We start from the raw sequence: 21,691 nt of genomic DNA, 5'->3' as shown, positions 1-21,691 counted from the left end.
TAAGCCCAGAGCAGGGAGCCAGTTGTGTTAGCCCGTACGTGCTTAGTGTCGTAATTCGTAAATTATACCGTTCGAGCGTGGCGCAATAGCGCCCCCTTGGTTAGCATGAAGGTAACGTGGTGGCATGATGCCGCCTTGAAACAGATGAGGAGAACTTGTGGGGAATGCCAGACAAGTTGTATGGCGGATATTGGCTGCAGGCGTTTGCCTGGCCACCATCGCCGGCGTGGCTCGAGCGGATTCGCTTGATGAACAACGCAACCGATACGCACAAATCAAGCAAGCGTGGGATAACAAGCAAATGGATGTGGTGCAACAAATGCTGCCCACGTTGCAGGATTATCCGCTCTATCCCTATCTCGAATATCGCCAGATAACTGACGATTTAATGAATGAGCCTACGCTCGTCGTAAATCAGTTTATTGTGGCGAACCCCACGCTTCCGCCAGCCCGTTCGCTGAAATCACGCTTTGTGAATGAACTGGCGCGCCGTGAGGACTGGCGTGGCCTACTGGCGTTTAGCCCAGACCAGCCGGGCACCACCGAATCTAAGTGTAATTATTACTACGCGAAGTGGAATACCGGCCAGGCAGATGCCGCCTGGGCAGGCGCTAAAGAGTTGTGGCTAACCGGTAAAAATCTGCCGTCGAGCTGCGATCGCCTGTTTTCCGCATGGCGCGCGTCCGGAACACAAGACCCCCTGGCCTATCTGGAGCGGATTAGGCTCGCGATGAAAGAGGGCAATGCCTCGCTGGTAAACAATCTTGCCAGCCAAATGCCTGCGGATTACCAGACTATTTCCAGCGCGCTCATTAGCCTGCAAAACGATCCGAATACCGTTCTGACATTCGCCCGAAGCGTTGGGGCAACGGACTTTACGCGCCAGGTTGCAGCCGTTGCCTTCACTCGCGTTGCTCGGCAAGACGTGGAAAATGCCCGGCTGATGATCCCGTCTCTGGTGCAAGCGCAACAGCTTAATGACGCTCAGGCTCAGGAACTCAGAGACACCGTTGCCTGGGGCTTGATGGGCAACGATGTGACTGCCGACCAGGCCGCGTGGCGGGATGACGTTATCATGCGCTCAAATTCCACCACCTTAGTTGAACGCCGGGTACGTATGGCATTAGGCAGCGGCGATCGTGACGGCCTGAATACCTGGCTTGCGCGTTTGCCGATGGAAGCCAAAGAAAAAGACGAATGGCGTTACTGGCAGGCGGATCTGCTGCTGGAGCGCGGACGCGATGAGGAAGCAAAAGAGATCCTCCATTCGTTAATGCAACAGCGCGGGTTTTATCCGATGGTGGCAGCTCAACGCTTAGGGGAAGAGTATCCGCTGCGCGTCGACAAAGCGGTAGCGGTGAATCCCGCGTTGGTTCAGGGGCCAGAAATGGCACGGGTGCGCGAACTGATGTACTGGAATATGGATAACACTGCGCGAAGCGAATGGGCGAATTTAATCACCAGCCGCAGCAAACCCGAGCAGGAAGGATTAGCCCGCTACGCGTTTGATCAAAGCTGGTGGGATCTGAGCGTGCAGGCAACGATCGCCGGTAAACTTTGGGATCATCTCGAAGAGCGCTTCCCGTTGGCTTATAAAGATATTTTCTCCCGCTACGTGAGCGGAAAAGATATCTCACAAAGTTACGCGATGGCGATTGCCCGTCAGGAAAGTGCCTGGAACCCGAAAGTGAGATCGCCAGTGGGTGCGAGCGGGCTGATGCAGGTGATGCCAACGACCGCCGCGCATACGGTAAAAGTGTTCAATATTCCAGGCTACAGCAACCCAAGCCAGCTACTCGACCCGGAAACCAACATTAATATTGGTACCACGTATTTGCAGTCCGTTTATCAGCAATTTGAGAACAACCGGATTTTCTCCTCTGCCGCGTATAACGCAGGGCCTGGACGAGTCAGGACCTGGCTTGGCAACAGCGCGGGGCGCATTGACGCGGTGGCGTTTGTCGAGAGTATTCCGTTCTCTGAAACGCGTGGATATGTGAAAAACGTGCTGGCTTATGATGCGTACTACCAATACTTCATGGGGAAATCTGCGCCATTGCTGACAGACGCTGAGTGGCAACGCCGTTATTGATACCCTGCATTCTTCAAGTTGTGGCGGTGTTGGCCACAACTCGAATTATTTTGGGTATATGTTATCCTGTCGTACTAGTTGAATAGTATGGTGGCATAACATGACTCAGCATTCTCAATATTCGGCAGAGCATGCCGAGCAAAGCAATCAAGAGTGGCTCCGCTTTGTGGAGTTGCTCCAGCAATCATTCGATAACCAGTTGCATATGCCGCTGTTAATGCTGTTGCTGACACCAGACGAACGCACAGCCCTGGGGACTCGGGTCAGAATCGTTGAAGAGTTATTACGCGGTGAGATGAGCCAGCGTGAGCTTAAAAATGAATTGGGCGCGGGTATAGCCACGATAACGCGTGGTTCGAATAGCCTGAAATCTGCTCCGCCTGCGTTACGTGCCTGGCTGGAGCAGGAATTGCTGAGCGGCAAAAATTAACGATAAACTTCGTTATGGAACGGGCTAAGTGCCAGAATAACCGCCTGATGGTAAACGCTACTGCGAGTTAGCTTTCCGGCGGTAAACACCCCAATTGCACCCTCTTTACGGCCAATTTTATCGACACCGGTATAGGCGGACATCACCGGCCCTAACGCTTCGCCGGCACGCACTTTTTCAAGAATAATTGCCGGGAGTGGGAGCGTTGCCGAACGGGCTTCGCCGCGCAGGCTTTGGTTTTCAATAACCACCCAACTGAATGTGCTGTCGTCATCAATCCCTGCTTCAACTGCCACCCAAAAATCGGCTTCCGGCCGAACCTGACGCGCATTCATTATCCGGCATCGTGCGCCAGTTCGCGTTTCATGGTTTCCGAATGGCTGTTCTGGAACGCCACTATCGACGGAGACCTGTTCAATATGGCAGCATCCCACACCATAAATGTCGTCAAACGCCTGGGAAATTGCCTGAATTTTTGCTGGATTGGTTGTTGCGCAGACGACATGGTACATAATCATTGAAACTCTCAAGAAATTGTTGCCGCAGTATAACGGATAAAACGCATGTTACAGGTATACCTTGTTCGCCACGGCGAAACGCAGTGGAATGCAGAACGCCGCATTCAGGGCCAGTCAGACAGTGCGCTGACTGAAAAAGGGGAACGTCAGGCCGAGCAGGTGGCTGAGCGGGCTAAAACGTTAGGCATTACACATGTGATTGCCAGTGATTTAGGGCGTACTCGCCGCACCGCAGAGATCATCGCACAGGCGTGTGGCGTTGATGTCACGCTGGATGCCCGCTTACGTGAGCTGGATATGGGTGTGCTTGAACGCCGCAATCTGGATACGCTAAGCGAAGAGGAAGAGGGCTGGCGTCGCCAACTGGTGAATGGCACCGCTGACGGGCGTATTCCGGACGGAGAAAGCATGCTCGAAATGAGCGAGCGTATGCACGCAGCGCTCAATGCTTGCCTGGATTTACCTCCGGGGAGTCGCCCGTTACTGGTTAGCCACGGTATGGCGCTAGGCTGCCTGGTGAGTACGATTCTGGGGTTACCGGCCTGGGCTGAACGTCGCTTACGTTTAAGAAACTGTTCGATTTCCCGCGTTGATCACCAGCAAAGCCCGTGGTTGGCTTCTGGCTGGGTGGTTGAAATGGCAGGGGATATCTCGCATCTGGATGCCCCTGCATTGGATGAGCTACAGCGTTAACGGCGGACGGGAATGAGATATTCGCAACGGATCTGCATCGGTCGGTCCTGAACACGCGCTTCTTCTTGCGGGAAGAAGCGTTCAATATCCTTCCCTCTACGGCGAGTCAGGTTCAGCGACGGCATGCAAGTGCCGTAAATTGTCAGGATAAATTCCTGCAAACCGGTGCCTGGCCCTTCATAGTCGAACTGCACATAATCGCCCCCTTCCAACTTGACCGGGTGAGAGTCAGGCAGGAACCCGTTCGCCATTTCTGGTGTAAGCGCGGTGGTGTAAAAAACTTCCTGCTCGTCATCTTTCTCAATGCTTGGGCGAGGCTCATGCAACCCGTACAACACGCGCGGCAGCGTCGGGGAGTTTCCGAGGAATTGTGTCCAGAATTGGATACGCATTTCATTACGAAAATCAGAGATTTGCTCAAGCGTACAGCTATAGCTTTGTGTCACACCGACCAGATGGATTTCCGGTAGCGTAATAAATTGTGCCTGAGGAAGAGTAAATTCATCTAAACGCAGCGGCGGACGCATACCGAAAGCGCTCCAGTCTGGAGAACGGCGATACAGCGCAGGGGTTTGAGAGAACTGCTTTTTAAAGGCGCGAGTAAATGTCTGTTGGGAATCAAAGCGATACTGCAACGCAATATCCAGTATAGGACGGGCGGTTAAACGCAGCGCAACAGCAGATTTTGATAAACGACGTGCTCGAATATAGGCACCAATGGCATGCCCCGTAACATCTTTGAACATCCGTTGTAGGTGCCACTTGGAATAACCTGCTTTAGCCGCCACATTATCGAGTGACAGAGGTTGATCCAAATGACCCTCTAGCCAGGTTAATAGATCGCGAATGATCCCAGCCTGATCCATATAATATCCTCATCCTGACACGGTGAGTGCCGTTAATGTGGGCGATGATAGCACTTTTTGTTGTTATCGCATTCAGAGTTTTTTTTAACAAGACGTGCCAAAATCAGTTACTCATGCCGATAATTTTATTAATAACGTGATATTTAACGATTTTTTAGCACAAAGTGTTAATAATCCCTAAAGGTAATCCTAACTATTGGTAACAATATGAAATATAAAGTTTTAGTTGCGCTGAGTTCACTGTTGTTTCTTTCATTGGGTGTTCGGGCAGAAGAGATCGGCTCCGTAGACACGGTTTTCAAAGTGTTTGGCCCTGACCATAAAATCGTTGTTGAGGCGTTCGACGACCCGGATGTAAAAAACGTCACTTGTTATATTAGCCGTGCGAAAACGGGTGGTATTAAAGGCGGCCTTGGCCTGGCTGAAGATACCTCTGATGCGGCGATTTCTTGTCAGCAAGTGGGCCCAGTTGAGTTAAGCGAGAAGATCAAAGCGGGTAAAACGCAGGGGGATGTCGTATTCCAGAAGCGCACTTCGTTAGTGTTTAAGAAGCTGCAAGTGGTTCGTTTCTACGATGCAAAACGCAACACGCTGGCTTATCTTGCGTACTCGGACAAAGTGGTTGAAGGTTCGCCTAAAAACGCGCTGAGTGCCGTACCCATTATGCCCTGGAAGTAAACGATTCTAGAAAAGACAAAAGTACGAAAAAAGAAAAGGGCGGATTAAAAATCCGCCCTTTCACAATCATATTTGATTACAGGTTATTCCTGTAAATCGCCACAGAAGCGATAACCTTCGCCGTGGATCGTAGCGATGATTTCAGGTGTGTCTGGGGTTGACTCGAAGTGTTTACGGATACGACGAATCGTAACGTCAACGGTACGGTCGTGTGGCTTCAGCTCACGGCCTGTCATTTTCTTCAGCAATTCAGCACGAGACTGAATTTTCCCAGGATTTTCGCAGAAGTGCAGCATGGCACGGAATTCGCTACGCGGCAGCTTGTACTGTTCACCATTTGGGCTGACCAATGAACGGCTATTGATATCCAGTTCCCAGCCATTGAACTTGTAGCTTTCAACGGAACGACGTTCTTCGCTGATTGCACCCAGGTTCATAGTACGCGACAACAGGTTACGCGCACGGATGGTTAATTCACGTGGATTGAATGGCTTAGTGATGTAATCATCTGCGCCGATTTCAAGGCCAAGGATTTTATCCACTTCGTTATCGCGCCCGGTCAGGAACATCAACGCCACATTGGCTTGCTCACGCAATTCACGCGCCAGCAACAGGCCATTTTTCCCTGGCAGATTGATATCCATAATGACCAGATTGATGTCATTATCGGAAAGGATTTGATGCATTTCAGCGCCATCAGTCGCTTCAGAAACATCATAGCCTTCGGCTTCAAAAATGCTCTTTAACGTGTTGCGTGTTACTAATTCGTCTTCGACGATAAGAATGTGCGGGGTCTGCATGTTTGCTACCTAAAATTGCCAACTAAATCAAAACAGGAAGTACAAAAGTCCCTGACCTGCCTAATACATGCCATATCATTCATCTTTCAAGCTACAGGGGTGTTGGCTGCACTCACTCACCTCAGTCACTTACTTAAGTAAGCTCCTGAGGATTCACTCCCTGGCCGCCTACCTGTAACTCGAAATATAAACGGTAAAAATTAACATGCCTGGCGTAACATGACTAAAGTACGTAATTGCGTTCTTGATGCACTTTCCATCAACGTCAACAACATCATTAGCTTGGTCGTGGGCACTTTTCCCTCTGGACCCGACGGTGTCAAAAACGGTTGTTATCCTAACCATTTTAACAGCAACATAACAGGCAGGACCGCTTTAGACATCTGATAAAACTACGCTTCGTTGACATATATCAAATTCAATTGTAGCACGTTAACAGTTTGATGAAATCATCGTAGCGTTTTGACATCGTCCGTCACAATTTTTTAATAATCAATATAGTTACATGAATTGATTAGTAAAGAACGTAAATCTGATGGCTAATAGCGCTTGAATGGGTTTTTTACCATATAAAACAAACTGATAGGTCTGGTTAATGCTTCTTTGTTCGCTGGTCAAACCACCAATATGTATTTAAGGTGCTTATGATTCGCATTATCTACATTTTATAGATGAATGTTATCTTAATGTAAATTTTTGATGCGTATTATCATTTGGATCTTGTGAATGTCCAATATCGGACACTTTTTTAAGAGAGTTTTAATGCGTTTTTTAATTATTTTGGTCGCTCCCGCCAGAGCTGAAAATGTGGGGGCCGCAGCCCGCGCCATGAAAACCATGGGATTTGCAGAATTACGTATTGTTGACAGCGAAGCTGATCGCCAACCGGAGGCCCGATGGGTGGCCCATGGCTCAGGTGATGTGCTTGATAACGCAAAACATTTCAATACGCTTGCAGAAGCCTTGCATGACGTGGATTTCACCATTGCAACGACCGCTCGTAGCCGCGCTAAATTCCACTACTACGCGACCCCGCAGCAACTGATTCCGCTGTTGGAAGAAAAGCGTACCTGGGTAAACACCGCAGCGTTGGTTTTTGGCCGCGAAGATTCCGGGCTAACCAACGAAGAACTCGAACTGGCGGATGTGTTAACCGGTGTGCCGATGGTTGCGGATTATCCATCACTTAATCTTGGCCAGGCGGTGATGGTTTATTGCTATCAACTGTCAGCGCTGATGCAACTTGCTGCGCCAGAACATGATGCGGTAGATGCTCAACAATTGAGTGCGCTGCGTTCCAGGATCACGGCATTGCTCGAGCGCGTAGATGCCAGCGATGACCAAAAAATGGTCGACTGGTTGCAGCAGCGCTTAGGGTTGCTAGCGCAACGTGACACGGCAATGCTGCACCGTTTGCTTCATGATATTGAAAAAAAACTGCCAGCGGAAAATGCTGATAATTGATTTAACGGCAGCGAAAATTGGGCAGTACTTCCCCATTTTTTCAGCGTTATAAACGGTGTTTTTAATGATTTATCAGCGTTCAGCCGCCTTCCCCTACATAGGGACGAAATCAAAAATAAATTGACTTAGTCTGCCGGATACTTTAGTCAATATAGGTAAATCATATTACGAGCACACAACATCCATGATTCGTATCAGCCCAATGACCACAATTATTACAACCACCATTACCACAGGTAACGGTGCGGGCTGACGCATACAGGAAAAACGAAAAAAGCCCGCACCTAAACAGTGCGGGCTTTTTTTTGGACTAAAAACTCAAGGGTAATAATAAATGCGAGTGTTGAAATTCGGTGGAACTTCAGTGGCGAATGCGGAGCGTTTTCTTCGTGTAGCCGATATCCTGGAAAGCAATGCCAAACAGGGGCAGGTTGCGACCGTGTTATCTGCCCCGGCCAAAATTACCAATCACCTCGTTGCCATGATTGAAAAAACTATTGGCGGCCAGGATGCAGCACCGAATATCAGCGATGCAGAACGTATTTTTAACGAACTGCTTAATGGCCTGGCTGAGGCTCAACCCGGTTTCCCACTCGCACAACTTAAAACCTTTGTTGAGCAAGAATTTGCTCAGCTAAAACATGTCCTGCATGGCATTAGCCTGCTGGGACAATGCCCGGATAGCATTAACGCGGCAATTATCTGCCGTGGCGAAAAACTCTCTATCGCCATCATGTCTGAGTTGCTCAAAGCGCGTGGGCACAACGTGACGGTTATCAATCCGGTAGAAAAACTTCTCGCCGTTGGGCATTACCTTGAGTCCACCGTAGATATTACTGAGTCCACTCGTCGCATCGCTGCAAGCCGCATTCCGGCAGATCATATGATTCTCATGGCCGGTTTCACTGCCGGAAACGAGAAGGGCGAATTAGTGGTGTTAGGGCGTAACGGCTCTGACTATTCTGCTGCCGTGTTAGCTGCCTGTTTACGGGCAGATTGTTGTGAGATCTGGACTGATGTCGACGGGGTTTATACCTGCGACCCGCGCCAGGTTCCCGATGCCAGGTTGCTGAAATCGATGTCGTATCAGGAAGCCATGGAGCTTTCTTACTTCGGCGCTAAAGTTCTTCACCCTCGTACTATTACTCCCATCGCTCAGTTCCAAATCCCTTGTCTGATTAAAAATACCGGCAACCCGCAAGCGCCTGGCACCTTGATTGGCGGGGAGAGCGATGAAGACGGTTTGGCCGTTAAAGGCATCACCAACCTGAACAATATGGCGATGTTTAACGTCTCAGGCCCAGGCATGAAAGGGATGGTTGGCATGGCAGCGCGCGTATTTGCAGCGATGTCCCGCGCCGGAATCTCCGTAGTGCTGATTACTCAGTCCTCTTCGGAATACAGCATCAGTTTCTGTGTGCCACAGGCGGATTGCGCTCGTGCCCGCCGCGCAATGGGGGATGAGTTCTATCTCGAGCTGAAAGAGGGCCTGCTGGAGCCACTGGATATTATGGAGCATCTGGCGATCATTTCTGTGGTCGGCGACGGTATGCGTACCCTGCGTGGCATTTCTGCCAAATTCTTTGCCGCCCTTGCTCGCGCTAACATCAATATCGTAGCTATTGCCCAGGGGTCTTCCGAGCGTTCCATTTCTGTCGTGGTCAGTAATGACGATGCGACGACGGGTGTGCGTGTAACGCATCAGATGCTCTTTAACACCGATCAGGTTATCGAAGTGTTCCTGATTGGCGTCGGTGGCGTAGGTGCCGCGCTGATGGAACAGGTAAAACGTCAGCAGGTATGGTTGAAGCAAAAGCATATTGATTTACGCGTGTGCGGTATTGCGAATTCAAAAGCGCTCTTAACAAATATTCACGGCCTGAATCTGGATAACTGGCAGGAAGAGCTCTCGCAGGCGAAAGAGCCGTTTAACCTTGGGCGCCTGATTCGTCTGGTGAAAGAGTATCATCTGCTAAACCCGGTCATTGTCGACTGTACTTCCAGCCAGGCCGTTGCCGATCAATACGCTGATTTCCTCGGCGAAGGTTTCCACGTGGTGACGCCAAACAAAAAGGCGAATACCTCCACAATGAATTACTACCACCAGATGCGCAACGCTGCGGCAAAATCGCGCCGTAAATTCCTCTATGACACCAACGTTGGCGCGGGTCTGCCGGTTATTGAAAATCTGCAAAACTTGCTAAACGCAGGTGACGAATTACAGCGTTTTTCCGGGATTCTTTCCGGTTCCCTGTCGTTTATCTTTGGCAAACTTGATGAAGGCATGAGCCTGTCTGAAGCGACCAAAGTGGCTCGCGAAATGGGTTACACCGAGCCCGATCCGCGTGACGATCTTTCCGGTCAGGATGTGGCGCGTAAGCTGCTGATTCTGGCCCGTGAAACCGGAAGTAACTTTGAGCTTTCCGATATTGTCATCGAACCCGTATTACCCAAGTCTTTTGATTCTACGGGTGATGTTGACTCATTCATGGCACGCTTACCGCAGTTGGATGACGAGTTTTCAGCGCGTGTGGCGAAAGCCCGCGACGAAGGAAAAGTGCTGCGTTATGTTGGTGTGATTGAAGCCGACGGTAGCTGTAAAGTGAAAATTGATGCGGTAGATGGCAATGACCCGCTGTATAAAGTTAAAAACGGCGAAAACGCCCTGGCTTTCTACAGCCGCTACTACCAGCCGTTGCCGCTCGTTCTTCGTGGCTACGGAGCCGGGAATGATGTCACCGCTGCCGGTGTTTTCGCCGACTTATTGCGCACTTTGTCATGGAAGTTAGGAGTTTAAGATGGTTAAAGTATACGCCCCGGCTTCCAGTGCCAATATGAGCGTCGGGTTTGATGTGCTGGGCGCGGCTGTTTCGCCCATTGATGGCTCGCTGCTTGGCGATTATGTGACTGTCGAAGCGGCGGACACTTTCAGCTTGAATAACATCGGTCGCTTCGCCAGTAAATTACCGTCGGAGCCGCGCGAAAATATCGTCTATCAATGCTGGGAGCGTTTCTGTCAGGAAATCGGCAAAAACATCCCTGTAGCGATGACGCTGGAAAAAAGCATGCCGATTGGCTCCGGCCTTGGCTCAAGCGCATGTTCAGTCGTTGCCGGTTTAATGGCGATGAACGAATTCTGCGGCAAGCCGCTGAGCGCTACCCGTTTGCTGGGCCTGATGGGTGAGCTGGAAGGGCGCATTTCGGGCAGCGTTCACTACGATAATGTTGCCCCTTGTTTCCTGGGCGGCATGCAACTGATGATTGAAGAAAATGGCATCATCAGCCAGTCTGTTCCCGGTTTTGATGAATGGCTGTGGGTGCTGGCCTACCCGGGAATTAAAGTCTCTACGGCTGAAGCACGCGCCATTCTTCCGGCGCAGTATCGCCGCCAGGATTGCATTAGCCATGGCCGTCATCTGGCAGGATTTATTCACGCCTGCCACACCCGTCAGCCACAGCTTGCAGCGAAGCTGATGCGCGATGTGATTGCCGAGCCGTACCGCGCGAAACTTTTGCCGCGCTTTAACGAGGCGCGCCAGGCTGCTTCCGATATTGGCGCTCTGGCGAGTGGTATTTCGGGCTCCGGCCCAACTCTCTTTGCACTGTGCGATAACACTGATACCGCACAACGCGTGGCTGACTGGCTTAGCCAACACTATTTGCAGAACCAGGAAGGTTTTGTACATATTTGCCGTCTGGACACGGCGGGCGCACGAGTTCTGGGATAACGCATGAAACTGTATAACCTTAAAGATCATAACGAGCAGGTCAATTTCGCCCAGGCGATTGTGCAGGGCCTGGGTAAACAGCAAGGGCTGTTTTTCCCCCACGACTTGCCAGAGTTTGAGCTGACTGAAATCGACGAAATGTTGAAGATGGATTTCGTTACGCGCAGTAGCAAAATTTTGTCTGCATTTATCGGCGATGAGATCCCCCAGGAATTGCTTGCCGAGCGCGTCCGTGCAGCATTTGCTTTCCCTGCACCGGTCAAAAGTGTTGAGCCAGATATTGGCTGCCTGGAGTTATTCCACGGCCCTACGCTTGCGTTTAAAGATTTCGGCGGCCGCTTTATGGCGCAGATGCTAACCCATATCAGCGGCGACAAACCGGTCACGATTCTGACCGCAACCTCCGGCGATACCGGCGCGGCTGTAGCACATGCGTTTTATGGTCTGAAAAACGTGCGCGTGGTGATTCTCTATCCGCGCGGCAAAATCAGCCCACTTCAGGAAAAACTGTTCTGTACCCTGGGCGGCAACATTGAAACTGTCGCTATCGACGGTGATTTCGATGCCTGCCAGGCGCTGGTGAAGCAAGCATTTGACGACGAAGAGCTGAAAGTCGCGCTGGGCTTAAACTCCGCCAACTCTATTAACATCAGCCGCTTACTGGCGCAAATTTGCTACTACTTTGAAGCCGTCGCCCAGTTGCCGCAAGAAGCGCGTAACCAATTGGTAGTTTCCGTACCGAGCGGTAACTTCGGTGATTTAACGGCGGGCCTGCTGGCAAAATCGCTCGGTTTGCCAATCAAACGTTTCATTGCGGCAACCAACGCGAACGACACCGTTCCACGCTTCCTGGCCGATGGCAAATGGACGCCAAAAACCACGGTTGCCACGCTTTCTAACGCCATGGATGTTAGCCAGCCAAACAACTGGCCGCGTGTGGAGGAGTTATTCCGCCGTAAGATCTGGCGTTTGACCGACCTGGGTTACGCGACGGTGACGGATGAAACCACAAAAGCCACCATGCGTGAGCTGAAAGCGGTGGGTTACGTTTCTGAACCGCACGCGGCAATCGCTTATCGCGCGCTGCGTGATCAGCTCCAGCCGGGCGAATACGGCCTGTTCCTGGGCACTGCGCATCCCGCGAAATTCAAAGAAAGCGTTGAAGAGATTCTGGGTGAAACCCTGCCGTTGCCAGCTGAGCTTGCTGAACGCGCTGATTTACCGCTGCTTTCCCATAATCTGCCAGCGGATTTTGCCGCGCTGCGTGAATTAATGATGAGCAAGGCATAACCTTTTTTGCGCTTTATCGAGCCACTCCGCGGAGTGGCTTTTTTACGCCTGAATCATGGAGAGATTGTGCAGGAAACAAGGAGGGAAAACGCAGAAATTCCCATTAAATGCGGGAGGTTAGAGATTAGGATTGCAGAGAATAACAACCCGATGTTTTGAGGCCTATGCTTACCTCAATAACCCATAATGGGCGTGAATATAGTAAGGAGTGACTTATGTTGAAATCAATGATTCTGGCGTTATCAATTCTGATAGTGACTCCGTTAGCGGTACAAGCCTCAGAAATCACGCTTATCCCGGCAGTGAAATTACAGATTGGCGATACAGATAATCACGGAAACTATTGGGACGGCGGCCACTGGCGCGATCGTGGCTGGTGGAACGATCATTATGAATGGCGTGATAACCGATGGAACCCGCACGACCATCGCGATGATCGTCATGACAACCGCCATCATGAGAAAGATCATCACGATAACGGTAACCACTACGGGCAAAAAAAACACCACTAAATAAAACGCCAGCATTGCGCTGGCGTTCTGTTTTACTGCTCGTGGCGTTTAAACACTAACTCATTCTTACTCGAGGTTGTTTCATCGAAGAAATAGCCGTCAGTATTAAATCCCGTAAGCTGCTCTGGATTGGTCAGTCGATTCTCAATAATGTAGCGGCTCATCAAACCACGCGCTTTCTTGGCGTAGAAACTGATGACTTTAAACTTGCTGTTCTTCTCATCGAGGAATACAGGCTTGATGATTTCTGCCTGGAGCTTTTTCGGTTTTACCGATTTGTAGTACTCGTCAGAAGCCAGATTTATTACGATATTATCGCCCTGATCCGCCAACGCGTGATTGAGCTTCTCGGTGATGGTATCGCCCCAGAAATGATACAGGTCTTTGCCTTTCGGATTTTCAAGTTTGATGCCCATTTCCAGACGATACGGCTGCATCAGATCAAGCGGGCGCAAAACGCCATACAGGCCTGAGAGCATGCGTAAATGCTGCTGTGCAAACTCGAAATCTGCCTCGCTGAACGTTTCGGCTTGTAACCCCGTATACACATCGCCTTTAAACGCCAGAATCGCCTGACGCGCATTGTCTGGGGTGAAATCCGGGTGCCAGTCGTGAAAACGCGTGGCGTTCAGCGACGCCAGTTTGTCGCTGATATGCATCAAGGATGAAATGTCGGGCGCGCTTAGCTTGCGTGCTACCGAAATAAGCTGCTGGGAGTAATCCAGTAACTCTGGCTGTGTAAAACGATCGGTTGGAAGATCGCTTTGATAATCCAAAGTTTTTGCAGGTGAAATAAGAATTAGCATGTCTTTTCCTTGCCGATTTTTGCCACTACTTTAGCAAATTTACCGAAAGTATCCGCCAATGGTTGCGATTAGCGCTTAGTTTCTGGGGCGGTTGGGTTGTCCCAAATTCCCGGTTCCAGTTGGCTTTTAATTTCCGGAAAACGGTTTGGGTCGAAAACCGGCGTTACGCCAAGGCGCAACTGGCGCAGATAATCATTACTCAGATCGCGAGCGACGGGCGAAAGCAGCAAAATGGCGGTGAGATTGGTTGCTGCCATAAACGCCATTGCCACATCTGCCATTTGCCAGACCAGCGGCAGCGGCGAAAGCGTACCAAACATCACCATCACCAGTGCGAGGCAGCGGAATAGCACCGTGGCGAAAGGGCTTTTTTGCTGCAAGAACATCAGGTTATTTTCTGCATAGGCATAATTGGCGACTATCGATGTGAACGCAAAAAGAATCACAATCAATGCGATAAAGGCCGACGCCCATGAGCCCACGACGTTACTAAGCGCCTGTTGTACCAGCATGATGCCATTTAGCTCCGGGTGTGGTGCGTCCAGAATGCCCGAAAACAGAACAATTCCAGCGGTGGCAGAGCAGATAATAATGGTATCGATAAATACGCCAAACATCTGCACAAGCCCTTGCGATGCCGGATGCGGCGGCCAGGTTGCGGCAGCGGCAGCGGCATTGGGGGAGGAGCCCATGCCCGCTTCGTTGGAAAACATTCCGCGCTGAAAACCTGTCGTGATCGCCTGGCTGATGGTAAATCCTAAGGCACCTGAAGCGGCTTCTTGCCAGCCAAACGCGCTTTTGAACACCAGCGCGATGACATCCGGCAGGCGTTCAATATTCATCGCCATCACGACCAGACTCATCAACACCCAAATCAGCGCCATAAATGGCACTAACCATTGTGAAATTCGTGCGGTACCGCGCATGCCGCCCCAGATGACGCCTGCAGTAACGACCATCAGCGAAATGCCGATCCAGGTTTTCGGTATTCCGAATGCGTTATTAACGGCGTTGGCGATAGCGTTCGCCTGCACGGCGTTAAAAATCAGGCCAAACGCCAGCATCAGGAAGATGGAAAACATCACGCCCATCCAGCGCATTCCCAGGCCGCGTTCCATGTACCAGGCCGGGCCGCCCCGGTAGTTGCCTTCGCTGTCGCGCGTTTTATAAAGCTGGGCAAGGGAGCATTCGACGAAAGAGGTCGCCATACCGAGTATCGCAACGACCCACATCCAGAAGATCGCGCCGGGGCCGCCGAGTGTCAGAGCAATTGCTACGCCTGAAAGGTTACCGCTGCCGACGCGTGCGGCAAGGCTTGTGCAGAGAGCCTGAAATGAGGAAAGTCCGGAAGGGTCGGCATCATTTTTTGCCATAACGATGCGGCGTATTTTTGTCAGATAGCGAAATTGAACAAAACCGCAGCGCCAGGTGAACCACAGACCGGCACCGACTAATAAATAAATGAGGATTGAACCCCAGAGTATTTCATTGATAAACAGAAAGAAATCTGTCATTAACATCCCTCGTTTGCATGCGTTACGGGCACGGCTAAAACGCTGTGGCCGCTCATATTCCATTAGATTGCAGGCAAATAATACACGGTATTTATCAATTCCGCGTTCAGTTCCTACCGATGTTACCCTTCATCCTTCAAGTATTCGGGTGTGGCTTACACTCACCACCCAATACTTACTGAAGTGGGCTCATAGGGATAAGTTTCCTTGCCGCTAACGGTTATATTACTGCGGTTGCACCGGAATTGGGTCGTGATATCATCAAGCCAGACCGGTTACATCCCCCTAACAAGTAACACCTAACGAGAAACACTATCATGACGGATAAATTGACCTCCCTGCGTCAGCTAACCACAGTAGTTGCGGACACCGGGGATATTGCGGCAATGAAGCTGTATCAACCGCAAGATGCTACCACTAACCCTTCTCTGATTCTGAATGCGGCGCAGATCCCTGAATACCGCAAACTGATTGACGATGCGGTTGCCTGGGCGCGCGAGCAGAGCAGCTCCCGTGAACAACAAGTTGTGGATGCAACTGATAAGTTGGCGGTGAATATTGGTCTGGAAATCCTGAAACTGATCCCAGGTCGCATTTCTACTGAAGTTGATGCGCGTCTGTCTTACGACACCGAAGCCAGTATTGCTAAAGCAAAACATCTGATCAAACTCTACAACGATGCGGGCATCAGCAACGACCGTATCCTGATCAAACTGGCTTCTACCTGGCAGGGTATCCGTGCTGCTGAGCAACTGGAAAAAGAAGGCATCAACTGTAACCTGACTCTGCTGTTCTCCTTCGCTCAGGCTCGTGCTTGTGCAGAAGCGGGCGTGTTCCTGATTTCTCCATTCGTAGGTCGTATCCTCGATTGGTACAAAGCGAATACCGATAAGAAAGAGTACGCACCGCAGGAAGATCCAGGTGTGGTTTCTGTTTCTGAAATCTACCAGTACTACAAACAACACGGTTATGAAACCGTCGTTATGGGTGCAAGCTTCCGTAACCTGGGCGAGATCATCGAACTGGCTGGCTGTGACCGTCTGACCATCGCACCTGCTCTGCTCAAAGAGCTGGCTGAAAGCGAAGGCGCGGTTGAGCGTAAACTGTCTTACACCGGCGAAGTGAAAGCACGCCCAGAGCGCATGACCGAATCCGAGTTCCTGTGGAGTCACAATCAGGATCCAATGGCGGTTGATAAACTGGCTGACGGCATCCGTAAGTTTGCTATCGACCAGGAAAAACTGGAAAAAATGATCGGCGACCTGCTGTAATCATTGCCGTGGCCGGAGCTCTCCGGCCACGCTTTTTAGTGTTATACCCTGTCTGCAACGCTCTTCGCCGTGTATCATTCCGTTAAAGTTTTGACTCCCCGGGAATGATATGAATACCTTACGCATTGGCTTAGTTTCCATCTCTGACCGCGCTTCAAGCGGTGTCTATCAAGATAAAGGCATTCCATCGCTGGTTGACTGGCTGGAACGCACCCTGACTACACCTTTCCACATTGAAACGCGCTTAATCCCCGATGAGCAGCCGCTTATTGAACAGGCGCTCTGTGAGCTGGTTGATGAAATGGGATGTCATTTGGTGTTAACCACCGGCGGTACCGGCCCGGCGCGTCGTGATGTAACACCTGACGCCACGCTTGCTATTGCTGACCGTGTAATGCCTGGGTTTGGCGAACAGATGCGTCAAATCAGCCTGCACTTTGTGCCAACAGCAATACTTTCTCGCCAGGTTGGCGTTATCCGCAAACAGGCGTTAATCCTTAATTTACCGGGGCAACCGAAGTCCATTCAGGAAACGCTGGAGGGTGTAAAAGACGCCGAAGGCAAAGTGGTCGTGCCGGGTATCTTTGCGAGTGTACCTTATTGTGTACAGTTGCTGGATGGCCCTTACATCGAAACGGAAAGCCAGGTCGTAGCAGCTTTTCGTCCTAAAAGTGCAATTCGCGAAGTAAAATCCTGAATCCTTTCTGTTTGTGACATAAGATGCAGTGAGTCTGGAATGTGGAGTGGGGTTGGTTATAGTAAGTTTTGCTTTACAGCAAAATGGAAAGTAATAATCACACTTCTCTTCATGCGCAGGTTCTTATGTCACAACAATTACATTCAACACAACGCACAAGACCTCTGAATCGTCAGGATTATAAAACCCTGACCCTTGCCGCCCTGGGGGGCGCGCTCGAATTCTACGACTTCATCATCTTCGTTTTCTTTGCCACCGTGGTCGGGGCGCTATTCTTCCCGGCGGATATTCCTGAATGGCTTCGTCAGCTACAAACGTTCGGCATATTTGCTGCGGGCTATCTGGCGCGTCCATTAGGCGGGATCATCATGGCGCACTTCGGCGATCTGGTTGGGCGCAAGAAGATGTTCACGCTGAGCATTTTACTGATGGCGCTTCCAACGCTTGCGATTGGTATGTTGCCTACCTATGAAACGCTTGGCATCGCAGCCCCTGTATTATTGCTTTTGATGCGTGTTCTTCAGGGCGCGGCCATTGGCGGGGAAGTGCCTGGGGCATGGGTATTTGTTGCGGAGCATGTACCTTATAAACGAATCGGCATTGCGTGCGGCACGCTGACCGCGGGCTTAACCGCAGGCATTTTGCTGGGTTCCGTTGTCGCGACCATTATTAATACTTCGATGACGCAGCAGGCAATTCACGACGGCGGCTGGCGTATTCCGTTCTTCCTCGGCGGTATTTTCGGGCTGGTGGCGATGTATCTGCGCCGTTGGCTGCAAGAGACGCCAATCTTTATTGAGATGCAGCAGCGCAAAGCACTGGCGGAAGAGTTACCGTTGAAATCCGTCATTGTGAATCATAAAAAGGCGGTAGTGATCTCAATGCTGCTGACCTGGCTTTTGTCCGCCGGGATTGTGGTGGTTATTTTGATGGCACCAACGTGGCTACAAAAACAGTTGGGTATAGCACCTGCATTAACGCTGCAAGCGAACAGTATTGCGATAGTCATGTTGTGCATCGGATGTATTGCGGCGGGGCTGGTTATTGACCGTATTGGGGCAAGTAAAACTTTTATCGTTGGAAGCGTGTTGCTGGCAGTGTGTAGCTGGATGTTCTATCACCTGACGGCAAGCCATCCTGAATATCTGTTCTTCTTATATGGGCTAGTGGGTCTGAGCGTTGGCGTGGTTGGCGCAGTACCGTACGTCATGGTCAGAGCCTTCCCGGCGGAAGTGCGTTTTAGCGGGATCTCATTTTCCTACAATATGTCGTATGCCATTTTCGGTGGACTGACGCCAATTTTCGTCACTATGCTGTCGGCGGTATCACCGATGGGCCCGGCCTGGTATGTGTTGGCCCTGGCGATGGTAGGATTGGGGCTGGGGATTTGGCTGCGTAATGATTTAACGCATGAACAAAAGGTGGTTGAAAGGCCGCTGCAACATTCATAAAAAAACGCGGAGCCAGGCTCCGCGTTTTTGTTTTCATAGCCCTATGGCTTGCAAAATTAGTGTTTTTCACCAATTGGCAGCACGGTACGGCCAAACTGCTCGTTGAGCACTTCGCCCATTGCCAGGTAAATAGCGGATGCGCCACAAACCAGACCGACCCAGCCTGCAATGCGAACCAGGCCTTCGTTGTCTGCCAGGTGGCCAATAGCCAGCAGGGCAAACAGCACGGTCAGGCTTGCGAACACGAACTGCAGCATGCGTGCAGCTTTCAGCGTGCCGAAGAACATGAACAGCGTGAAAACGCCCCACAGACCGAGATACGCGCCGAGGAAGTGTGCGTTTGCTGCGTCTGCAAGACCCATCTTAGGCATGATCAGAATGGCGACCAGAGTCAGCCAGAAAGAGCCATAAGAAGTGAATGCTGTCAGGCCGAAAGTATTACCTTTCTTAAATTCCAGCAGGCCGGCAAAAATTTGTGCGATACCACCGTAGAAAATGCCCATTGCAAGAATGTTGACATCAAAAGGGAAGATGCCGGTGTTATGCAGGTTGAGCAGAATGGTGGTCATGCCGAAGCCCATCAAGCCCAGGGGAGCTGGATTAGCCAACTTAGTGTTGCCCATAGTTCCTCTAAAATTCGTCTGAAAATGAATATATGTCGTTGCCGCACAACTGCTAAAGGGCAGCGGGGCGCGGCATCATAATCAGGTGGAGGGCAGGAGTCTATGATCTAAACAGGTGTGAAGATGAAAATTTTTTTTACCTTGCCCCTTGATGGCGAGCCGAGTGACCCCATCTTGTATGCAACCGCAGTTGATGGGCCTGCAAAAAATCATGTTTGGGCAGTTGAAAGACTCTTGTTTGCCCGCATAACAGGTTCACGACCATATGACGACAAATTTTAAGTGGAGACGTTTAGATGGGTAAAATTATTGGCATCGACCTGGGTACTACCAACTCTTGTGTAGCGATTATGGATGGCACCACTGCTCGCGTTCTGGAGAATGCCGAGGGTGACCGTACCACTCCTTCTATTATCGCATATACCCAGGATGGCGAAATTCTGGTAGGTCAGCCGGCTAAACGTCAGGCAGTGACTAACCCGCAGAACACTCTGTTTGCGATCAAACGCCTGATTGGCCGTCGCTTCCAGGACGAAGAAGTTCAGCGTGACGAAGCTATCATGCCGTACAAAATCATCGGCGCTGACAACGGCGACGCATGGATTGATGTAAAAGGCCAAAAAATGGCACCTCCGCAGATCTCTGCTGAAGTGCTGAAAAAAATGAAGAAAACCGCTGAAGATTACCTGGGCGAACCGGTAACTGAAGCTGTTATCACCGTTCCTGCATACTTCAACGATGCTCAGCGTCAGGCAACTAAAGATGCTGGCCGTATCGCAGGTCTGGAAGTAAAACGTATCATCAACGAACCAACCGCAGCGGCTCTGGCCTACGGTCTGGATAAAGAAGTTGGCAACCGCACTATCGCGGTTTACGACCTGGGTGGTGGTACTTTCGATATCTCTATCATCGAAATCGACGAAGTTGATGGCGAGAAAACCTTCGAAGTTCTGGCAACCAACGGTGATACCCACTTGGGTGGTGAAGATTTCGATAGCCGTCTGATCAACTACTTAGTGGAAGAGTTCAAGAAAGATCAAGGTATCGATCTGCGTAACGACCCACTGGCTATGCAGCGTCTGAAAGAAGCTGCAGAAAAAGCCAAAATTGAGCTGTCTTCTGCTCAACAGACCGACGTGAACCTGCCGTACATCACTGCAGACGCGACGGGTCCAAAACACATGAACATCAAAGTGACTCGTGCAAAACTGGAATCTCTGGTCGAAGACCTGGTAAACCGTTCTATCGAGCCGCTGAAAGTTGCACTGCAAGATGCTGGCCTGTCTGTATCCGATATCCAGGACGTTATCCTGGTTGGTGGTCAGACTCGTATGCCAATGGTGCAGAAAAAAGTTGCTGATTTCTTTGGTAAAGAGCCACGTAAAGACGTTAACCCGGATGAAGCGGTGGCAATCGGTGCTGCTGTTCAGGGTGGTGTTCTGACGGGTGAAGTTAAAGACGTACTGCTGCTGGACGTTACCCCACTGTCTCTGGGTATCGAAACCATGGGCGGCGTGATGACTGCACTCATCAACAAAAACACCACTATCCCAACGAAACACAGCCAGGTGTTCTCTACCGCTGAAGACAACCAGTCTGCGGTAACCATCCACGTGATTCAGGGTGAGCGTAAACGTGCATCTGATAACAAATCTCTGGGTCAGTTCAACCTGGATGGTATCAGCCCGGCACCGCGCGGCATGCCGCAAATCGAAGTGACCTTCGATATCGATGCTGACGGTATCCTGCACGTGTCTGCTAAAGACAAAAACAGCGGTAAAGAGCAGAAGATCACCATCAAGGCTTCTTCTGGTCTGAACGAAGATGAAATCCAGAAAATGGTACGCGATGCAGAAGCTAACGCAGAAGCTGACCGTAAATTTGAAGAACTGGTTCAGACTCGCAACCAGGGTGACCATCTGCTGCACAGCACGCGTAAGCAGGTTGAAGAAGCAGGCGACAAACTGCCAGCTGACGACAAAACTGCAATCGAATCTGCTCTGACTGCACTGGAAGCGTCTCTGAAAGGCGAAGACAAAGCAGATATCGAAGCGAAAATGCAGGCGCTGGCCCAGGTTTCTCAGAAACTGATGGAACTGGCACAGGCACAACACGCTGAGCAGCAAGCAGGTAACGCGGCTGACGCAACTAACGCAGGCAAAGACGACGATGTTGTTGATGCTGAGTTCGAAGAAGTTAAAGACAAAAAATAATCGCCCTTTGAGGCGCAGTCATTAATCTGACTGGTAATCAGCACG

The 21,691-nt window shown here is 50.6% G+C and carries 21 protein-coding genes, 1 pseudogene and 1 other annotated feature; of the genes and pseudogenes, 16 read left to right on the top strand and 6 right to left on the bottom strand.

Annotation, left to right across the window (positions count from 1 at the left end):
- Window positions 1–157: 157 nt before the first annotated feature.
- Window positions 158–2,092 (top strand): murein transglycosylase, encoded by a 1,935-nt coding sequence (gene sltY / locus AB1E22_RS06375; protein WP_367594586.1) that lies wholly within the window; start codon window positions 158–160, stop codon window positions 2,090–2,092.
- A 100-nt stretch (window positions 2,093–2,192) separates the two neighbouring features.
- A complete protein-coding gene (gene trpR / locus AB1E22_RS06370) occupies window positions 2,193–2,522 on the top strand; it encodes a trp operon repressor (protein ID WP_367594585.1) in 330 nt (109 codons plus the stop codon).
- Here trpR and yjjX read toward each other — a convergent pair.
- The gene (gene yjjX / locus AB1E22_RS06365) at window positions 2,519–3,034 is read right to left on the bottom strand and encodes an inosine/xanthosine triphosphatase (protein ID WP_367597343.1); all 516 of its coding nucleotides are present in this window, start codon (window positions 3,032–3,034) and stop codon (window positions 2,519–2,521) included. The two genes, trpR and yjjX, sit on opposite strands and share 4 nt — an antisense overlap.
- Before the next feature lie 51 nt (window positions 3,035–3,085).
- Here yjjX and gpmB point away from each other — a divergent pair, with 51 nt between their 5' ends.
- Complete coding sequence (gpmB, locus tag AB1E22_RS06360) at window positions 3,086–3,733, top strand: 2,3-diphosphoglycerate-dependent phosphoglycerate mutase GpmB (RefSeq protein ID WP_367594584.1); 648 nt, start codon at window positions 3,086–3,088, stop codon at window positions 3,731–3,733.
- Here the strand turns inward: gpmB and robA are convergent.
- A complete protein-coding gene (robA, locus tag AB1E22_RS06355; protein ID WP_367594583.1) occupies window positions 3,730–4,599 on the bottom strand; it encodes an MDR efflux pump AcrAB transcriptional activator RobA in 870 nt (289 codons plus the stop codon). The two genes, gpmB and robA, sit on opposite strands and share 4 nt — an antisense overlap.
- Window positions 4,600–4,806: 207 nt before the next feature.
- Here robA and creA point away from each other — a divergent pair, with 207 nt between their 5' ends.
- Entirely contained in the window at window positions 4,807–5,277 is a 471-nt protein-coding gene (creA, locus tag AB1E22_RS06350) for a protein CreA (RefSeq protein ID WP_367594582.1), read from the top strand.
- Window positions 5,278–5,360: 83 nt separating this feature from the next.
- Here creA and arcA read toward each other — a convergent pair whose 3' ends face one another.
- Window positions 5,361–6,077 carry a two-component system response regulator ArcA gene (gene arcA, locus AB1E22_RS06345; RefSeq protein ID WP_120064781.1) on the bottom strand — a complete coding sequence of 239 codons (717 nt, stop codon included), beginning with the start codon at window positions 6,075–6,077 and terminating at the stop codon, window positions 5,361–5,363.
- Window positions 6,078–6,296: 219 nt separating this feature from the next.
- On the opposite strand from arcA, the pseudogene yjjY reads away from it, so the two are divergent.
- The 7 genes and pseudogenes from yjjY (at window position 6,297) to AB1E22_RS06310 (ending at window position 13,071) form a co-directional block, all read left to right on the top strand.
- Window positions 6,297–6,438: pseudogene (gene yjjY, locus AB1E22_RS06340) on the top strand (protein YjjY).
- Window positions 6,439–6,839: 401 nt separating this feature from the next.
- Window positions 6,840–7,541 (top strand): tRNA/rRNA methyltransferase, encoded by a 702-nt coding sequence (locus AB1E22_RS06335; RefSeq protein WP_367594581.1) that lies wholly within the window; start codon window positions 6,840–6,842, stop codon window positions 7,539–7,541.
- A 184-nt stretch (window positions 7,542–7,725) separates the two neighbouring features.
- Entirely contained in the window at window positions 7,726–7,794 is a 69-nt protein-coding gene (gene thrL, locus AB1E22_RS06330) for a thr operon leader peptide (RefSeq protein WP_072009468.1), read from the top strand.
- Window positions 7,733–7,849: a sequence feature (Thr leader region), on the top strand. Its footprint overlaps the gene before it by 62 nt.
- Window positions 7,850–7,875: 26 nt before the next feature.
- Complete coding sequence (gene thrA, locus AB1E22_RS06325) at window positions 7,876–10,338, top strand: bifunctional aspartate kinase/homoserine dehydrogenase I (protein WP_367594580.1); 2,463 nt, start codon at window positions 7,876–7,878, stop codon at window positions 10,336–10,338.
- A gap of 1 nt (window position 10,339) precedes the next feature.
- Window positions 10,340–11,269 carry a homoserine kinase gene (thrB, locus tag AB1E22_RS06320; RefSeq protein WP_367594579.1) on the top strand — a complete coding sequence of 310 codons (930 nt, stop codon included), beginning with the start codon at window positions 10,340–10,342 and terminating at the stop codon, window positions 11,267–11,269.
- A gap of 3 nt (window positions 11,270–11,272) precedes the next feature.
- Complete coding sequence (thrC, locus tag AB1E22_RS06315; RefSeq protein WP_367594578.1) at window positions 11,273–12,559, top strand: threonine synthase; 1,287 nt, start codon at window positions 11,273–11,275, stop codon at window positions 12,557–12,559.
- Between the two features lie 215 nt (window positions 12,560–12,774).
- A complete protein-coding gene (locus AB1E22_RS06310) occupies window positions 12,775–13,071 on the top strand; it encodes a DUF2502 domain-containing protein (protein WP_367594577.1) in 297 nt (98 codons plus the stop codon).
- A 32-nt stretch (window positions 13,072–13,103) separates the two neighbouring features.
- On the opposite strand, the gene yaaA is transcribed toward AB1E22_RS06310, so the two are convergent.
- Window positions 13,104–13,877: a peroxide stress protein YaaA gene (gene yaaA / locus AB1E22_RS06305; RefSeq protein ID WP_367594576.1), complete on the bottom strand. Its 774-nt coding sequence runs from the start codon at window positions 13,875–13,877 to the stop codon at window positions 13,104–13,106.
- Between the two features lie 68 nt (window positions 13,878–13,945).
- Window positions 13,946–15,391: an alanine/glycine:cation symporter family protein gene (locus AB1E22_RS06300; RefSeq protein WP_367594575.1), complete on the bottom strand. Its 1,446-nt coding sequence runs from the start codon at window positions 15,389–15,391 to the stop codon at window positions 13,946–13,948.
- 317 nt (window positions 15,392–15,708) lie between these two features.
- Here AB1E22_RS06300 and tal point away from each other — a divergent pair, with 317 nt between their 5' ends.
- The 3 genes from tal to AB1E22_RS06285 all read left to right on the top strand — a co-directional run bounded on the left by tal (window position 15,709) and on the right by AB1E22_RS06285 (window position 18,810).
- Window positions 15,709–16,662 (top strand): transaldolase, encoded by a 954-nt coding sequence (tal, locus tag AB1E22_RS06295; RefSeq protein ID WP_367594574.1) that lies wholly within the window; start codon window positions 15,709–15,711, stop codon window positions 16,660–16,662.
- Window positions 16,663–16,771: 109 nt separating this feature from the next.
- Entirely contained in the window at window positions 16,772–17,359 is a 588-nt protein-coding gene (mog, locus tag AB1E22_RS06290; RefSeq protein ID WP_367594573.1) for a molybdopterin adenylyltransferase, read from the top strand.
- A gap of 125 nt (window positions 17,360–17,484) precedes the next feature.
- Window positions 17,485–18,810, top strand: a complete 1,326-nt coding sequence (locus AB1E22_RS06285; protein ID WP_367594572.1) for an MFS transporter — start codon at window positions 17,485–17,487, stop codon at window positions 18,808–18,810.
- Window positions 18,811–18,866: 56 nt separating this feature from the next.
- Here AB1E22_RS06285 and satP read toward each other — a convergent pair whose 3' ends face one another.
- On the bottom strand, window positions 18,867–19,433 hold the full coding sequence (satP, locus tag AB1E22_RS06280; protein WP_367594571.1) for an acetate uptake transporter: 567 nt from the start codon (window positions 19,431–19,433) through the stop codon (window positions 18,867–18,869).
- 123 nt (window positions 19,434–19,556) lie between these two features.
- Here satP and AB1E22_RS06275 point away from each other — a divergent pair, with 123 nt between their 5' ends.
- Window positions 19,557–19,715, top strand: a complete 159-nt coding sequence (locus tag AB1E22_RS06275; protein ID WP_367594570.1) for a hypothetical protein — start codon at window positions 19,557–19,559, stop codon at window positions 19,713–19,715.
- Window positions 19,716–19,729: 14 nt separating this feature from the next.
- Window positions 19,730–21,646 carry a molecular chaperone DnaK gene (gene dnaK, locus AB1E22_RS06270; protein ID WP_367594569.1) on the top strand — a complete coding sequence of 639 codons (1,917 nt, stop codon included), beginning with the start codon at window positions 19,730–19,732 and terminating at the stop codon, window positions 21,644–21,646.
- Window positions 21,647–21,691: the final 45 nt, after the last annotated feature.

Origin of the sequence: Buttiauxella gaviniae (assembly GCF_040786275.1) — a bacterium.
In the GTDB taxonomy this organism is placed as follows: Bacteria; Pseudomonadota; Gammaproteobacteria; order Enterobacterales; family Enterobacteriaceae; genus Buttiauxella; species Buttiauxella gaviniae_A.
The sequence above is the reverse complement of the archived record's forward strand: the minus strand, read 5'-3'. Positions and strand labels throughout refer to the sequence as shown.

Bases quoted from the DNA above. Each gene is read 5' to 3' on its own strand.
- trpR (WP_367594585.1), top strand. From the start codon at position 2,193: ATGACTCAGCATTCTCAATATTCGGCAGAGCATGCCGAGCAAAGCAAT.
- yjjX (WP_367597343.1), bottom strand. From the start codon at position 3,034: ATGTACCATGTCGTCTGCGCAACAACCAATCCAGCAAAAATTCAGGCA.
- gpmB (WP_367594584.1), top strand. From the start codon at position 3,086: ATGTTACAGGTATACCTTGTTCGCCACGGCGAAACGCAGTGGAATGCA.
- robA (WP_367594583.1), bottom strand. From the start codon at position 4,599: ATGGATCAGGCTGGGATCATTCGCGATCTATTAACCTGGCTAGAGGGT.
- creA (WP_367594582.1), top strand. From the start codon at position 4,807: ATGAAATATAAAGTTTTAGTTGCGCTGAGTTCACTGTTGTTTCTTTCA.
- arcA (WP_120064781.1), bottom strand. From the start codon at position 6,077: ATGCAGACCCCGCACATTCTTATCGTCGAAGACGAATTAGTAACACGC.
- AB1E22_RS06335 (WP_367594581.1), top strand. From the start codon at position 6,840: ATGCGTTTTTTAATTATTTTGGTCGCTCCCGCCAGAGCTGAAAATGTG.
- thrA (WP_367594580.1), top strand. From the start codon at position 7,876: ATGCGAGTGTTGAAATTCGGTGGAACTTCAGTGGCGAATGCGGAGCGT.
- thrB (WP_367594579.1), top strand. From the start codon at position 10,340: ATGGTTAAAGTATACGCCCCGGCTTCCAGTGCCAATATGAGCGTCGGG.
- thrC (WP_367594578.1), top strand. From the start codon at position 11,273: ATGAAACTGTATAACCTTAAAGATCATAACGAGCAGGTCAATTTCGCC.
- AB1E22_RS06310 (WP_367594577.1), top strand. From the start codon at position 12,775: ATGTTGAAATCAATGATTCTGGCGTTATCAATTCTGATAGTGACTCCG.
- yaaA (WP_367594576.1), bottom strand. From the start codon at position 13,877: ATGCTAATTCTTATTTCACCTGCAAAAACTTTGGATTATCAAAGCGAT.
- AB1E22_RS06300 (WP_367594575.1), bottom strand. From the start codon at position 15,391: ATGACAGATTTCTTTCTGTTTATCAATGAAATACTCTGGGGTTCAATC.
- tal (WP_367594574.1), top strand. From the start codon at position 15,709: ATGACGGATAAATTGACCTCCCTGCGTCAGCTAACCACAGTAGTTGCG.
- mog (WP_367594573.1), top strand. From the start codon at position 16,772: ATGAATACCTTACGCATTGGCTTAGTTTCCATCTCTGACCGCGCTTCA.
- AB1E22_RS06285 (WP_367594572.1), top strand. From the start codon at position 17,485: ATGTCACAACAATTACATTCAACACAACGCACAAGACCTCTGAATCGT.
- satP (WP_367594571.1), bottom strand. From the start codon at position 19,433: ATGGGCAACACTAAGTTGGCTAATCCAGCTCCCCTGGGCTTGATGGGC.
- AB1E22_RS06275 (WP_367594570.1), top strand. From the start codon at position 19,557: ATGAAAATTTTTTTTACCTTGCCCCTTGATGGCGAGCCGAGTGACCCC.
- dnaK (WP_367594569.1), top strand. From the start codon at position 19,730: ATGGGTAAAATTATTGGCATCGACCTGGGTACTACCAACTCTTGTGTA.